The organism is Streptomyces sp. NPDC006655, from assembly GCF_040703965.1.
GTDB lineage: Bacteria > Actinomycetota > Actinomycetes > Streptomycetales > Streptomycetaceae > Streptomyces.
This window is the reverse complement of the sequence record NZ_JBEYJU010000011.1, coordinates 110,957-125,083: the sequence shown is the minus strand read 5'-3', so window position 1 is coordinate 125,083 and position 14,127 is coordinate 110,957. Positions and strand designations below refer to the sequence as shown.

General features: G+C 72.9%; 11 protein-coding genes. 2 read left to right on the top strand and 9 right to left on the bottom strand.

All coding sequences use genetic code 11. The annotated features are described in order from the left end of the window. Positions 1-52 precede the first annotated feature (52 nt). Genes AB0958_RS09405 through pdhA form a run of 3 tightly spaced genes read right to left on the bottom strand, consistent with a single transcriptional unit; the run spans position 53 to position 3,578 of the window. Complete coding sequence (locus AB0958_RS09405) at positions 53-1,429, bottom strand: dihydrolipoamide acetyltransferase family protein (protein ID WP_366889753.1); 1,377 nt, start codon at positions 1,427-1,429, stop codon at positions 53-55. Then, positions 1,429-2,433, bottom strand: a complete 1,005-nt coding sequence (locus AB0958_RS09400; protein ID WP_360514180.1) for an alpha-ketoacid dehydrogenase subunit beta — start codon at positions 2,431-2,433, stop codon at positions 1,429-1,431. The genes AB0958_RS09405 and AB0958_RS09400 overlap by 1 nt, the downstream gene beginning before the upstream one ends. Beyond that, complete coding sequence (pdhA, locus tag AB0958_RS09395; RefSeq protein WP_366889752.1) at positions 2,430-3,578, bottom strand: pyruvate dehydrogenase (acetyl-transferring) E1 component subunit alpha; 1,149 nt, start codon at positions 3,576-3,578, stop codon at positions 2,430-2,432. Before pdhA ends, AB0958_RS09400 begins: the two co-directional genes overlap by 4 nt. Before the next feature lie 186 nt (positions 3,579-3,764). Between pdhA and AB0958_RS09390 the strand changes: the two genes are divergently transcribed. Further along, positions 3,765-4,253, top strand: coding sequence for an Lrp/AsnC family transcriptional regulator (locus AB0958_RS09390; RefSeq protein ID WP_366889776.1), 489 nt, complete (start codon positions 3,765-3,767; stop codon positions 4,251-4,253). A 12-nt stretch (positions 4,254-4,265) separates the two neighbouring features. Here AB0958_RS09390 and AB0958_RS09385 read toward each other — a convergent pair whose 3' ends face one another. Both AB0958_RS09385 and AB0958_RS09380 read right to left on the bottom strand, forming a co-directional pair. After that, complete coding sequence (locus AB0958_RS09385; RefSeq protein ID WP_366889751.1) at positions 4,266-4,853, bottom strand: TetR/AcrR family transcriptional regulator; 588 nt, start codon at positions 4,851-4,853, stop codon at positions 4,266-4,268. After that, a complete protein-coding gene (locus tag AB0958_RS09380) occupies positions 4,850-6,364 on the bottom strand; it encodes a 3-hydroxyacyl-CoA dehydrogenase (RefSeq protein ID WP_366889750.1) in 1,515 nt (504 codons plus the stop codon). Before AB0958_RS09380 ends, AB0958_RS09385 begins: the two co-directional genes overlap by 4 nt. Before the next feature lie 148 nt (positions 6,365-6,512). On the opposite strand from AB0958_RS09380, the gene paaN reads away from it, so the two are divergent. After that, positions 6,513-8,204, top strand: coding sequence for a phenylacetic acid degradation protein PaaN (gene paaN / locus AB0958_RS09375; protein ID WP_366889749.1), 1,692 nt, complete (start codon positions 6,513-6,515; stop codon positions 8,202-8,204). A gap of 119 nt (positions 8,205-8,323) precedes the next feature. Here the strand turns inward: paaN and AB0958_RS09370 are convergent, their stop codons facing one another. From AB0958_RS09370 to pepN, 4 genes are all read right to left on the bottom strand, one after another. Next, a complete protein-coding gene (locus AB0958_RS09370; protein ID WP_366889748.1) occupies positions 8,324-9,058 on the bottom strand; it encodes a TrmH family RNA methyltransferase in 735 nt (244 codons plus the stop codon). 10 nt (positions 9,059-9,068) lie between these two features. Continuing rightward, positions 9,069-10,268, bottom strand: a complete 1,200-nt coding sequence (locus AB0958_RS09365; protein ID WP_366889747.1) for an HTTM domain-containing protein — start codon at positions 10,266-10,268, stop codon at positions 9,069-9,071. Beyond that, positions 10,265-11,224, bottom strand: coding sequence for a DUF5819 family protein (locus AB0958_RS09360; RefSeq protein WP_366889746.1), 960 nt, complete (start codon positions 11,222-11,224; stop codon positions 10,265-10,267). Before AB0958_RS09360 ends, AB0958_RS09365 begins: the two co-directional genes overlap by 4 nt. A gap of 336 nt (positions 11,225-11,560) precedes the next feature. Then, complete coding sequence (gene pepN, locus AB0958_RS09355) at positions 11,561-13,993, bottom strand: aminopeptidase N (RefSeq protein ID WP_366889745.1); 2,433 nt, start codon at positions 13,991-13,993, stop codon at positions 11,561-11,563. Positions 13,994-14,127 lie beyond the last annotated feature (134 nt).

Sequence of the window (14,127 nt, the reverse complement as noted above, 5' to 3'; positions counted from 1 at the left end):
AGGGAACAGACGGGGGGTGGTGGAGGTGATGCGCCCCGGCGGGGCGCCGCGCTCAGAGCGTCCTGAGAAGGACCGCCGGGTTCTCCACGCAGTCCGCCACGTAGCGCAGGAAGCCGCCCGCTGTGCCGCCGTCGCAGACTCGGTGGTCGAAGGTGAGGGACAGCTGGACGACCTCGCGGACCGCCAGCTCTCCGTCGTGCACCCACGGCTTGGGCGTGATGCGGCCCACGCCCAGCATCGCCGCCTCGGGATGGTTGATGATCGGAGTGGAGCCGTCGACCCCGAACACGCCGTAGTTGTTCAACGTGAAGGTGCCGCCGGTGAGTTCCGTCGGGGTCAGGGTTCCGGCGTGGGCGGACTCGGTGAGGCGGGCGAACTCCGCCGTCAAGGACTCGGCGTCGCGGGCGTGGGCGTCCCGGACGACGGGGACGACCAGGCCCCGGCCGGTCTGGGCGGCGAACCCCAGGTGGACGTGGTCGAGTTGGACGATCTCGCGCGCCTCGACGTCGACGCAGGAGTTCAGCTCGGGGTGGCGGGCCAGGGCCGCGGTGCAGATCCGGGCGAGCAGCGCGAGCAGCGAGATCTTCGGTCCCCCGGCCGCGTTCATCGCGGTCCGCGCGCGCATCAGCTCGGTCGCGTCGGCGTCGACCCAGCAGGTCGCGTCGGGGATCTCCCGGCGGCTGCGGGACAGCTTGTCGGCGACCGCGCCCCGGATGCCCTTGAGGGGCGTGCGGGTGCCGGCCGGCTTCGGCGGTGCGGTGCGGGCGGCGGCGCGGGCCGCGTCCACCCGCAGGGCGTCCTCGACGTCGGCGCGCACGATCAGTCCGTCGGGGCCCGAGCCGGACAGCCGGCGCAGATCCAGGTTGTTGTCCCGGGCGAGACGGCGGACCAGCGGGGAGATCACCGGGACGGGTCCCTCGGTGCCGCGGGGGGACGGCGGTGCGGACACCCGCGCGTGGGCGTCGGCCGTCCCGGCCCCGGCGGTCGACGGTGTCCGGTCGGAGACGGTGCTCCCGTTCGCCGGGGCGGCGGCCGTGCTCCCGTTCGCCAGGTCGGCGGTGGTGCTGCCGTCGGCACGGCCGGGGGGCGCGGTGCGCACCCGTCGGCGGCGGGCCGGAGGGGTTCCCGTGCCGTAGCCCACCAGGACGTTGCCGGAGCCCTCCGGCTCGGGGAGCGTGGCGGCCCCGCCGACCGCGACCGTCAGGAGCGGTGCCCCGACGGGCAGTTCGGTGCCCTCCTCACCGAAGCGGGCGGTGACCACACCGCCGTACGGGCAGGGCACCTCGACCATCGCCTTGGCCGTCTCGACCTCGACGACCGGCTGGTCGATCGCGACCACCTCGCCGACCTGGACCAGCCAGGTGACGATCACCGCCTCGGTGAGCCCCTCCCCGAGGTCGGGCAGTTTGAACTCCAGCACCTGTGCCATCAGCCCTCGGCCTCCCACTGCAGACGCGCCACCGCGTCCAGGATGCGGTCCACGCCGGGCAGGTGGTGACGCTCCAGCATCGGCGGCGGATACGGGATGTCGAACCCGGCCACGCGCAGCACCGGCGCCTCCAGGTGGTGGAAGCAGCGCTCGGTCACACGTGCCGCGATCTCTCCGCCCGGCCCGCCGAACCCGCCCGACTCGTGTACGACGACCGCGCGCCCGGTGCGCCGTACGGAGGCGCAGACCGTCTCGTCGTCGAACGGCACCAGGGAGCGCAGGTCGACGACTTCCAGGTCCCAGCCCTCCGCCTGGGCGGCCTCGGCGGCTTCGAGGCAGACCGGTACGGACGGGCCGTAGGTGATGAGCGTGGCGCTGCGCCCGGTTCGGCGCACCACCGCGCGGCCGATGGGTTCAACGTCCGCCGGGTGCTCGGGGTTCCAGGAGTCCTTCGACCAGTACAGCCTCTTGGGTTCGAGGAAGACGACCGGGTCGTCGGAGGCGATGGCCTGCCGGAGCAGTCCGTAGGCGTCGGCGACGGTGGCCGGGGTGACGACGTGCAGGCCGGGGGTGGCCATGTAGTAGGCCTCGGAGGAGTCGCTGTGGTGCTCGACGCCGCCGATGCCGCCGCCGTACGGGATCCGGACGGTGATCGGGAGGGGCAGCCGGCCCCGGGTGCGGTTGCGCATCCGGGAGACATGGCTCATCAGTTGCTCGAACGCGGGATAGGCGAAGGCGTCGAACTGCATCTCCACGACCGGGCGCAGTCCGTACATGGCCATGCCGACCGCGGTGCCGAGGATGCCGGCCTCGGCGAGGGGGGTGTCGGTGCAGCGGGTCTCGCCGAACTCCTCGGCGAGACCGTCGGTGACCCGGAAGACGCCGCCGAGGGTGCCGACGTCCTCACCCATGACGTGCACGGCCGGGTCGGCGGCCATGGCGTCCCGCAGGGCGCGGCCGAGGGCCTGCGCCATGGTGGCGGGTTTCACGGCGACGGTCGTCATCGGTGGCCGCCTTCACGGTGGTCGTCCTGCTCGGCCTCCAGCTCGGCCCGCAGCAGGGCGCGCTGCTCGCGCAGTTGCGTGGTGGTCTCGGCGTACACCTGGTCGAAGAGGTCCATGGGGTCGAGTTCCGGATCGCGGTTCATGCGCTCGCGCAGGTCGGCGGCCATCGCCTCGGCGTCCTCGCGGGCGTCGCGGACAGTGTCCTCGTCGAGCAGTCCGCGAGCGGTCAGCTCGCGCTCCAGGAGCAGGATCGGATCGTGGTCCCGCCAGGCGTCGACCTCGGTGTCGCCGCGGTAGCGGGTGGCGTCGTCGGCGTTGGTGTGGGCGTCGATCCGGTAGGTGACCGCCTCGACCAGAGTGGGTCCGCGGCCCTCGCGTGCGTGCCGTACGGCGTCGGAGAGGACCTCGTGCACGGCGGCCGCGTCGTTGCCGTCGACCAGGCGGCCCGGCATGCCGTAGCCGACGGCCTTGTGGGCCAGGGAAGGGGCGGCGGTCTGCTTGGCGAGCGGGACGGAGATGGCGAAGCCGTTGTTCTGGACCAGGAAGACGACCGGGGCCTGCCAGACGGCCGCGAAGTTCAGCGCCTCGTGGAAGTCGCCCTCGCTGGTGCCGCCGTCGCCGACCATGGCGAGCGCCACCACGTCGTCGCCCTTGAGGCGGGCCGCGTGGGCGAGGCCGACGGCGTGCGGGAGCTGGGTGGCGAGCGGGGTGGAGAGCGGGGCCACGCGGTGGGCGTGCGGGTCGTAGCCGGTGTGCCAGTCGCCGCGCAGCAGGGTGAGCGCCTCGACCGGGTCCACGCCCCGGGCGACGACCGCGAGGGTGTCGCGGTAGCTGGGGAAGAGCCAGTCACGCTCCTGGAGGGCGAGCGCGGCGGCGATCTCGCAGGCCTCCTGGCCGGTGCTGGAGGGGTAGACGGCGAGGCGGCCCTGTTTGGTGAGGGCGGTGGCCTGCGCGTTGTAGCGGCGGCCGCGTACGAGCTGGGTGTACAGCCGGCGCAGCAGCTCCGGGTCGGCCTTGGCCGCCGACTCGGTGCCCAGGACACGGTACGGCCGCTCGTCGGGCAGCAGCGGCGCCGGATCCGTCCGGGGCTGCCAGGCGGGCGGCGGCGACGGACGGTAGGCGTCGCGCTGCTCCATGACCGTCATGACGGCACCTCCTCGTGGGGGTACGGGAGACGGATCGCCTGTGACCCGTCCCACCTACCGATTGTTCGGTCGCCGACACATTTTGGCTACAGGCCCCCCGAGGCTGTGGACAAACGGTTCTCCACAGCCTGGAATGAACGCAGTACGTCCATGGTAGGGAGGCGGGGGGACATGGCACCTGAACAAATGGCCGAGGGACCGCCGGACCGTGCCGCGCTGCCGCCCGCGCGTCCGTTGGACGCCATCGATCAGGACATCCTGCAGATCCTCCAGGCGGACGGCCGGGCGTCGATACGGGCGGTCGCGGAACGTGTCCATGTCTCGCGCGCCAACGCCTACGCACGGATCAACCGTCTCATCGAGGACGGGGTGATCCGTGGTTTCGGTGCCCGGGTGGACCACGAGCGGGCGGGCCAGGGCACCTCGGCCTACATCACGCTGAAGATCGTCCAGAACAGCTGGCGCACGGTCCGCGAGCAGCTGCGCCAACTGCCCGGCGCCTCCCACATCGCCCTGGTGGGCGGGGACTTCGACGTGCTGCTCCTGGTGCACACGTCCGACAACCGCGCGTTGCGCGAGCTGGTGCTGACCCGGCTCCAGGCGATCCCCGAGGTGCTCAGCACCCGCACGCTGCTGGTGTTCGAGGAGGAGGACCTGGATCCGGACGACGACTGACGACGGCCGGCGTCAGTGGGCGCGCAGCCCGCTGAAGGCCAGCCGTACGACGGCGTCGGCGACCTCGCGCTCGCTCGCGCCGTGCCCGTCCGGGCGGTACCACTCCACGATCGAGTTGACCATGCCGAAGACCAGCCGGGTGGCGAGCCGCACCTCGACGTCGCCGCGCACCTCGCCCTCGGCGGCGGCCGCCTTCAGCAGGTCGGCCACCCGGTGGTCGAAGTCGCGGCGCCGCTCCAGCGCCCACCGCTCGGTGCCGGTGTTGCCGCGCACCCGCAGCAGCAGCGTCACATAGGGCAGTTCGGCGATCAGCACCTCGACCATGCGCCGTACGACGTGTTCCAGGCGGTCGGCGGCGCCGCCCACGCGCGCGTGCTCCTCGTCGAGGATCCCGAAGAGGCCGTCCAGGGCGCGGCTGACGGCCCGGCGCAGCAGTTCCTCCTTGCCGGAGACGTGGTGGTAGATCGACGACTTGGAGATGCCGGCCGCCTTGGAGAGGTGCTCCATGGAGGTGCCGTCGTAGCCCCGCTCGTTGAAGACCTGGACCGCCACCGAGAGCAGGGTGTCGGGGGTGTAGGTGTCGCGCTTGGGGGTGGTCACGAGGCGCCCTCCCGCTTCTCGGTGGCGTAGGCGTGCCGGTAGAGCGCGAGGGAGGGCGCGTAGCGTCCGCTCGGGTCGCGCAGGTGCAGGTCGTCGAGGAGGTCGTAGGCGAAGTCGCGGCCGAGGCGGCGGCTCCACTCGAAGGGGCCGAGCGGATAGTTGACGCCCAGGCGCATCGCGGTGTCGATGTCCTCCTCGGTGGCGACGCCCTTGGCGACGGCGTCGTGCGCGAGGTCGACGATCCGGGCGACCGTGCGGGCCACGATCATGCCGGGGACGTCACCGATGACGCTGACCTTCTTGCCGAGCGCCTGGAAGAGGCCGACGGCCTCGGTGAGCGTCCGGGGCAGCGTGTCGTGCCCGGCGGACAGGGCGATCCGGGTGGCGCGGCGGTAGTCGAGGGCGAGGTCGAAGTAGACCACGTCCCGGAACTCCACCGAGGTCTGGCCGTCGGCGAGGGCCAGCTGGCCGCCGCTGGGCAGCACCAGCCGGGTGCCGTGGTCCTCGTCCTCCTCGCGGACCTGGATGCCGGCCTCGCGGATCATCGCGAGCAGGTCGGCGGCCGGGCCGAGGGTGCCCTCGGCGACGACGTAGGCGGGCGGCTGGGCCGGTTCGGCGGTGTGCGGTTCGGGGCGCTCCGCGCCGTTCTCGTAGTCGTACCAGCCGTGTCCGGTCTTGCGGCCGAGCCGGCCGGACTCCACGAGCCGGCGCTGTGCCAGCGACGGGGTGAAGCGGACGTCCTGGAAGAAGGCCTGCCACACGGAGTGCGTGACGGACTCGTTGACGTCCTGGCCGATCAGGTCGGTCAGCTCGAAGGCGCCCATCCGGAAGCCGCCGCTCTCGCGCAGCACCGCGTCGATGGTGGCCGGGTCGGCGGCCTGCGCCTCGTGGACCGCGAACGCCTCGGCGTAGAAGGGCCGCGCGATCCGGTTGACGATGAAGCCCGGGGTGTCCGCGCAGGCGACCGGTGTCTTGCCCCAGGAGCGGGCGGTCTCGTACGCGCGCGTGGCCGACGTGACGTCGGTGGCGAACCCGGAGACCACCTCGACCAGCGGCAGCAGCGGGGCCGGGTTGAAGAAGTGCAGGCCGACGAGGCGGGAGGCGCTGCGCAGGCCGCCGCCGATCGCCGTCACCGACAGGGAGGAGGTGTTGGTGGCGAGCAGACAGTCGTCGGCGACGATGCCCTCCAGGTCCCGGAACAGCTCCTGCTTGACCTCCAGCCGCTCCAGGACGGCCTCCACGACCAGGGCGCAGTCGGCGAACCCGGTGAGTTCCGCCTCGGGCAGCAGCCGCGCGCGGGCCGCGTCCCGGTCGGCCGCCGTCATCCGGTCCCGCTCGACGAGCCGGTCCAGGCGGGCACCGATCGCCGCGGCCGCTTCGACGGCCCGGCCCGGGACCGCGTCGTACAGCCGCACCCGGTGGCCGGCGACGAGGGCGACCTGGGCGATGCCCTGGCCCATGGTGCCGCCGCCGACGACACCCACGGTGCTGCTGAGGTCGAGTGCTGTCATGTGCGCGATCCTCCCGCACGGGGTTTTCCACAGATGCGGCAGGCCCCCTTGTCCCGACCGATCGTTCGGTTACTCTAGCCCTGTCCGGCTGTTTCTGCCCAGGTCATGAGCTCGAAGGGGAGCTCATCGAACGAGGAGTTGGTCCCGCATGACCGCCGAACTCACCGTGCACGAACTGATCGCCAAGCACCGGCCCACGCTTGACCAGGCGCTGGAGGCGATCCGCACGCGCGCGTACTGGTCCCCCCACCCCGAGCATCCCAAGGCCTACGGGGAGCACGGCAGCCTGGACGCGGCGGCGGGCAAGGCCGCCTTCGAAGCCCTCCTCGGCAACCGCATCGACCTCGGCCAGCCCGGCACCGACGACTGGACCGGGGGCGAGGTCTCCCCGTACGGCATCGAGCTGGGCGTGACCTACCCGCACGCCGACGTCGACACCCTGCTGCCGGCCATGCGGGCCGGACAGCGGGCGTGGCGCGACGCGGGCGCGCAGGCGCGTGCGGTGGTGTGCCTGGAGATCCTCAAGCGGATCAGCGACCGCACGCACGAGTTCGCGCACGCCGTCATGCACACCAGCGGCCAGGCGTTCATGATGGCGTTCCAGGCGGGCGGCCCGCACGCCCAGGACCGCGGCCTGGAGGCGGTGGCGTACGCGTACGCCGAGCAGGTGCGCACCCCCGACACGGCGGAGTGGAGCAAGCCGCAGGGCAAGCGCGACCCGCTCGCGCTCACGAAGACCTTCAAGCCGGTCCCGCGCGGGATCGCCCTGGTCATCGGCTGCAACACGTTCCCGACGTGGAACGGCTACCCCGGTCTGTTCGCCTCCCTCGCCACCGGCAACGCGGTCCTGGTCAAACCGCACCCGCGCGCGGTGCTGCCCCTCGCCCTCACCGTGCAGGTCGCCCGCCAGGTCCTCACCGAGGCCGGCTTCGACCCGAACCTGGTCGCGCTGACCGCCGAACGCCCCGGCGAGGGCATCGCCAAAACGCTCGCCACCCGCCCGGAAATCAAGATCATCGACTACACGGGCTCCACCTCCTTCGGCGACTGGCTGGAGGCCAACGCCCGGCAGGCCCAGGTGTACACCGAGAAGGCCGGCGTCAACTCGGTCCTCGTGGAGTCCACCGGCGACTACCAGGGCATGCTGTCCAACCTGGCCTTCTCGCTCTCCCTCTACAGCGGCCAGATGTGCACCACCCCGCAGAACCTGCTGGTCCCCCGCGACGGCATCCGCACCGACGAGGGCCCGAAGACGTACGACGAGGTGGTCACCGACCTCGCCCGCGCGGTCGACGGCCTGCTCGGCGACGACGCCCGTGCGAACGCGCTGCTCGGGGCGATCGTCAACCCCGACGTCAAGGCCCGCCTGGAGGCCGCGGCCGGGCTCGGCGAGGTCGCCCTCGCCTCCCGGGAGATCACCAACCCGGAGTTCCCGGACGCGGTGGTCCGCACCCCGGTGATCGTCAAGCTGGACGGGGCCAAGCCCGACGACGAGGCCGCCTACATGAGCGAGTGCTTCGGCCCGGTCTCCTTCGCCGTCGCCGTCGACTCGGCCGCCGACGCGGTGGAACTGCTGCGGCGGACGGTGCACGAGAAGGGCGCGATGACGGTCGGCGCGTACACCGTGGACGCCGACGTGGAGAGCGCCGTGGAGGAGGTCTGCCTGGAGGAGGCGGCCCAGCTGTCGCTGAACCTGGTCGGCGGGGTGTACGTCAACCAGACGGCGGCGTTCTCCGACTTCCACGGGTCGGGCGGCAACGCGGCGGCGAACGCGGCGCTGACGGACGGCGCGTTCGTGGCCAACCGGTTCCGCGTGATCGAGGTGCGCCGGGAGGCGTAGCGGACGGGATGCGACCGCCACGGCGGTGCCCGGCCACGGCGGTGGCGGTCGGCGGCGCCGTCGTGGCCGGTCGCGCCCACACGGCCGGCAGCCGCACATCCGGCAGAGCCCCGCTCCTCTTACAGAGCGCTCCAGTGGTACAGCGTCATCGCCACGCTCGTCGCCAGGTTGTAGCTGCTCACCTGGGGACGCATCGGCAGCCGCAGGAGATGGTCGGCACGCGCGCGCAGCTCCGGTGACAGGCCCGTTCGTTCGGAGCCGAAGGCGAGGACCGCGTCGTCCGGGAGCTTCGTGCCGCGGATGTCCTCACCCTCCGGGTCCAGGGCGTACACCGGACCGTGCGGCAGCTCCGACACATCCGTCCGCTCCACCGCCGTCGCGAAGTGGAGTCCCGCCCCACCCCGCACCACCGTCGGGTGCCAGGGGTCGAGCGTGCCCGTCGTGATGACTCCCGTCGCCCCGAAGCCCGCCGCCAGGCGGATCACCGCGCCCGCGTTGCCGAGGTTGCGGGGTTCGTCGAGGACGACGATCGGTGCGGTGCGCGGGGTGTGGGCCAGCGTGCGCAGGTTGGCCTCACGGGACGGTCGTACGGCGAGGGCGGCCACCCCCGTGGGGTGCGGGCGCTGGACGAGGGTGGCGTACGACGCCGCACTCACCTCGGTCAACAGCGCGTCCAGCGCCTCCCGTACGTCCGGCGCCAGTTCGCCGGCCAGGGCCAGGGTCGCCGCCCGGTCCGTGGTGACCGCCACCGGCACCTGCGCACCGAAGCGCAGGGCGTGCTTGAGGGCGTGGAAGCCGTCCAGCAGGACGGCCGAGCCGGCCGGCTGTGCCCAGTGCTCGAGGGGGTCGGTCATGCCCCGAAGCCTACGCGGGCCGTTCGTCGGCCCCGGGGGAGCATGGCACGGGCAACGCCCGGTCCCCGCGCCGCAGGACACGAAGGACACGCTCACGCGCGCGTCCGGCCCCGTCGCCCAGGCGGTCCAGGAACGCCGTGGGCAGGAAGACCGAGTCCGCCGCGATCATGGCGAGGGAGAAGAACGGCAGCCCGAGGACGACCGCGATCACCGCGTGCTCGGTCATCATCGCGGCCAGCAGCACGTTCTTGACCCGCCGGTTGAACAGCGTGAACGGGAAGGCGACCTGCACGATCACCGTCCCGTACGTCACCAGCATCACCATCGTGCCGTTGGCGGACAGCAGGTCGGCGAGGGCCGGCCAGGGGGAGAAGTAGTCCAGGTGGAGCGGGTAGTAGACGGCCGTGCCGTCCTGCCAGCGGGAGCCCTGGATCTTGTACCAGCCGGCGGTGGCGTAGATCAGGCAGGCCTCAGCCATGATCACGAAGAGCGCGCCGTTGTGCAGGACGTTGGCCACGACGTCCAGCAGGATCCGGGGCTCAGGGGTGCGCGCCCAGCGGCCCACCGCCCACCACAGGGCGGCGCCCGCCCAGGTCGCCCACATGACGGCCGGGACCAGCCAGCCGCCGCCGGTGCGGCCGGTGAGGGCCGCCGCGACCAGCACGAGACCGGAGACCGCCCACAGGGCAGGCCCCACCCGGTCGGTCGCCCCGGACGGCACGGATGACCCGGCCGCCCTGGACGCCCTGCGCGCGTCCAGCGACCACACCTGGCCGCAGCGGGTGAACACCAGGTAGAAGGACATCAGGTGCAGCACGTTGTCGCCGCCGTCGCCCATGAAGACGCTGCGGTTCTGGAGGGACAGCACGCCGACCATGAACAGCACGGAGGTGGCGCGGGTGCGCCAGCCCACCAGCAGCAGGGCGCTGGAGAGGACCGCCAGGAAGTAGAAGACCTCGAAGAAGGCCTGGCCGTCGGAGGCAAGCAGCGCCGTGAAGGCGTGGTTGTCGGCGGTCAGCTGCTGGGCGAGGCCGAAGCTCCAGGGGCCGTCGGGGCCGTACAGCTCCTGGCGGTGCGGGTACTCGCGCAGCAGGAACAGCAGCCAGGTGGCGGCGAAGCCGATGCGGACGACGGCCGTCTGGTACGGGCCGAGCGCCGACTCGGTCACCCGGGCGACGGCGCGGGACAGGCACAGGGCGAGACGGCTCACCGCACACCCCCGTTCGCCTCGTCGGCGGTGACCGTCCACCAGGGCAGCACCCGGTAGACCGGGGTGTCCGAGACCTTCTCCCCGCTCCAGTTGGGCGGGGGCACGTTGGTGGTGCTGGAGCGCACCTCCACCCGCTGGATGGTGCCCTTGTTGCTGGTCGCGTCCTGCTCGTACATGCGCATCACGACGATCCGGCGCAGGTACTGCTCGGACAGGGAGCCGCGGATGCCGATCGGGCTGTTGTCGGCGCCGTGCGTGGTGACGAAGAAGTCCCAGGCGCGGCGCAGCTCGTTCTGCACGGTGTGGCTCGGCAGCAGGCTGCCGTCGATCGCCTTGCCGTCCTGCACCGACAGGTCGTTCCAGCCGGTGGTGGTCGTGGTGCCGTTGGGCATCAGCACGTCGGCTCGGACCTGCACGGCGATGTTCTGCTGGAGCGGGTTGGGTGCGAAGAGCTTCCAGTTCTGCTCGAACTCGGGGTACACCCATTCCTCGATCGCCTTGCCGTGCCGCTTGGTCACCGTGTTCGCCGGCGCGAGGCTCAGGAACACCATCCCGAGGTGCACACAGGCGGTGACCGCGACCAGGGCCACGGCGAGGGCCGCGCCGACCTGGTAGCGGGGGGAGAGGGCGGCGACGCCGGAGCGGGGGACGGGCAGGGAGCCGCCGGGGACGGGCGCGGAGCCGCCGGGGACGGGCGCGGAGCCGCCGGGGACGGGCGCCGGGGCGCCGGGCCCGGCCGGGACACGGGCCCGCACCGCACCGGCTCCACCCGGAGCATCGGATCGGCTGGGACCGTCGGATCTGTACGGACCGTCGGACCCGTACGGACCGTACGGACCGTCCGGCGCGTGCGGACCGTCGGACCCGTACGGACCGTCCGGCGCGTGCGGACCGTCGGACCCGTGCGGACCGTCCGGCCCGTGTCGGGCGTCCGAGTCCTCGTCGTACGCGTCCATGCCGCCCCGTTCCCGGTCCCGCCTCATCGTCCGGACAGCCGGTCCGCAACCGCCCGTGTGCCACCGCCCGGCACTCGCACGGAACGGTACTCAGCACCGGCCGCCGGGCGCAGCCCCGGGAGGGAGCCGGGGCACGTGGTCGTCGCCACTCCGGGGTGCGCCGCCGGCCCTCCGGTACGGCCCGGTAGAGCACTCCGGGCGAGGAAACCGCAGGTCAACGGCGTCCGGTCGGGTCGGCCGGATCGCTCACGCGAGTTTTCCACAAGCCGCGGCGGACGTTTTCCACAGGGCCCGCCGCCGTAAGCCGTTCCGGTCGAGAATGGGCAGGCGCGGGCGTCAGACGGCGGCGGCCCGCGCCCGGAGCATCCGGCGGACCGCGTCCGCGCGTTCCAGGAGGGTGTTGCGGACCACCGGGGCAACCTGCCGGGCGGCCCGCTGGGCCTTCTCGAGGTAGGCCCCGTCGACGGCGAACAGGGGGAAGAGCTGGGATGCGTAGACCATCGCCGGAATCATGCCGCCCTGGTCCAGGCCGGGGACGGCGTCGAGGTAGTGCTGGGCGTAGGGGGCGAGCTGGGCATCCTGGCCAGGGCGCCAGAAACCGGCCGCCACCGTGGAGACCGCGTGGACGGGCACCGCGCGGTCCACGGCCAGCCGCTGCCAGACCTCGGCCTTCGCCGCGGGATCGGGGGCGGCCGCCCGGACGGTGAGGGCGCGGACCCAGGCTTCGGGGTCGGGGTCGCGTTCGAGCAGGGCGGCGGACTCGGCGGAGGTGTCGCCGCCGAGTTCGGCCTCCCGGACCAGGGCGCGCCAGCGCAGGTCGACGTCGTCACCGGCCTGGTCGCGCAGCCAGGCCAGGTGCTCGGCGTCCGCGGTGCGGGCGAGGCCGCGCAGGGCGACCTGGCGGCGGCCCGGGTCGGCCGCGAGCCGTCGGCAGACCGCGGCCACCGCCCGGCTCAGGGCGGGGCGCTCGGCGGGCGGGGCCCAGAGTTCGGCGACGGTGGTGGCGAGGTGGAGACAGGGTTCGATCACCGCGTCGGAGGTCTCGGCCGCGAGGACCGCGGTGAGGCTGCGCCCGGCCTCGGCCGCGGTGGCCTCACCGGCCGTCAGCATGTCCCAGACGGTGGCGGCGGCCACGCCCCGGGAGATGGGCGTGGGCAACAGGGCGGCGGCCTGGAAGAGGGTGTCGCGGGTGGCGGCGGACGGGCGGGCGGTGGCGAAGGTGAGGTCGTCGTCGTTGACGAGGAGGAGGTCGGCGTCGGCGGGGAGACCGGCGACCGGGGTGCGGGCGTCGGTGACCTCGACACGGACGAGCGAGGTGCGCTTCAGTGCCCCGCCCTGCCGGTCGTACGCGCCGACCGCGAGGATCTGGGGGCGGGGGGTGCCGTCGGCGACCAGGGTGACGGTGTCGCCGTCGTGCTCCAGCGTGAAGCGGTCGGTGCCGGCCGTCTCCAGCCAGGCCTTCCGCCACCCGGTCAGGTCGCGGCCGCCGGCCTCGGAGAGCGCGTCGATCAGGTCCTGGAGGGTGGTGGTGCCCCAGGCGTGCCGGGCGAAGTAGGCCGCCATGCCGGCCCGGAACCGGTCCTCGCCGACGTAGGTCATCAGCTGGTGGAGGACGGAGGCGCCCTTGGGGTAGGTGATGTTGTCGAAGATCGACGCGGCCTGGGCGACGTCGTGGATGGGCTGGTGGATCGGGTGCGAGACCGGGCCCTGGTCGGAGAGGTAGGCCTTGAGCTTGTCGCCGGCGAGGTGGCCCGCCCAGGCGTCGGTGTAGCGGGTGGCGCCCTCGGCGGCCCAGTGGCAGGCGAACTCGGCGAAGGCCTCGTTCAGCCAGAGGTCGTCCCACCAGCGCATGGTGACGATGTTGCCGAACCACATGTGCGCCATCTCGTGCAGCAGCACGACCGCGAGCAGCTCCCGCTCCGCGGGCGTCGGCTCGGCCCGTCGCAGGAACCCGTCCGACCAGGTCACACAGCCGTAGTTCTCCATCGCGCCGCCGAACTCCGGCATGAACACCTGGTTGTAGGTGCGCTGCGGGAACGGCATCGCGAAGGCCTCGGCGTAGAAGGCGAGGCCCTGCCGGGTGAGGGTGAAGATCTCGTCGGCGTCGCGTTCGAGGACCTCGGCGAGCGAACGGCGGGCGTAGATGCCGAGGTCGTGGCCATCCGCCTCGCGGCGGATCCCGTGGAGGGGGCCCGCGTTGACGACGGTGTTGTACGTGGACAGCGGTGGGGTGTCGGGGAAGACCCAGCGGCGGGCGGCGCCCTGCTCCTCGACGCGCGGGCCGCCGGAGTTGCTGAGCACGGTCCAGGCGGCCGGGGCGGTGACGGTGAAGGCGTGCGGGGCCTTGAGGTCGGGCTGGTCGAAGCAGGCCCAGGCGAACCGGGCCTCGTCGGGTTCGAAGCTCGTCCAGGCGTAGACCTCGCCGTCGGCCGGGTCGGTCGCCTTGTGCACGCCCTCACCGGTGGCGGTGTCAACCTGGACGCTCTCGACGCGCAGCACGTTGTGCGCGGCGAGACCGGGCAGCGGGATCCGGCCGTCGCCGGAGGGGGTGAGCGGGGTGCCGTTCAGGGTGGCGGCGCGGACCTCCGCCGCGCAGTCGACGAAGGTCTCCGCGCCCGGCTCGGAGCAGGTGAACGTGATGGTGGAGACAGCCCGGAACTCCGGTCCTCCGGGCAGCGCGGTGAGGTCGATGTCCACGTCGTACCGGTCGACCGAGATCAGCGCGGCCCGGTGCTCGGCCTCGGTCCGGGTCAGGCTTCGGATCCCCATGGCGTCCTCCCTCGTGTGTCCGTCCCCGTCGGCGGACAGCGGCCGACAGCGTACGACGGGACGCGCCGGAGGTCGCGGGGGTTTTCGGTTCCCTTCTTCTAGAACCTGTTCTATCTTGACGGACCGTCAGTTCA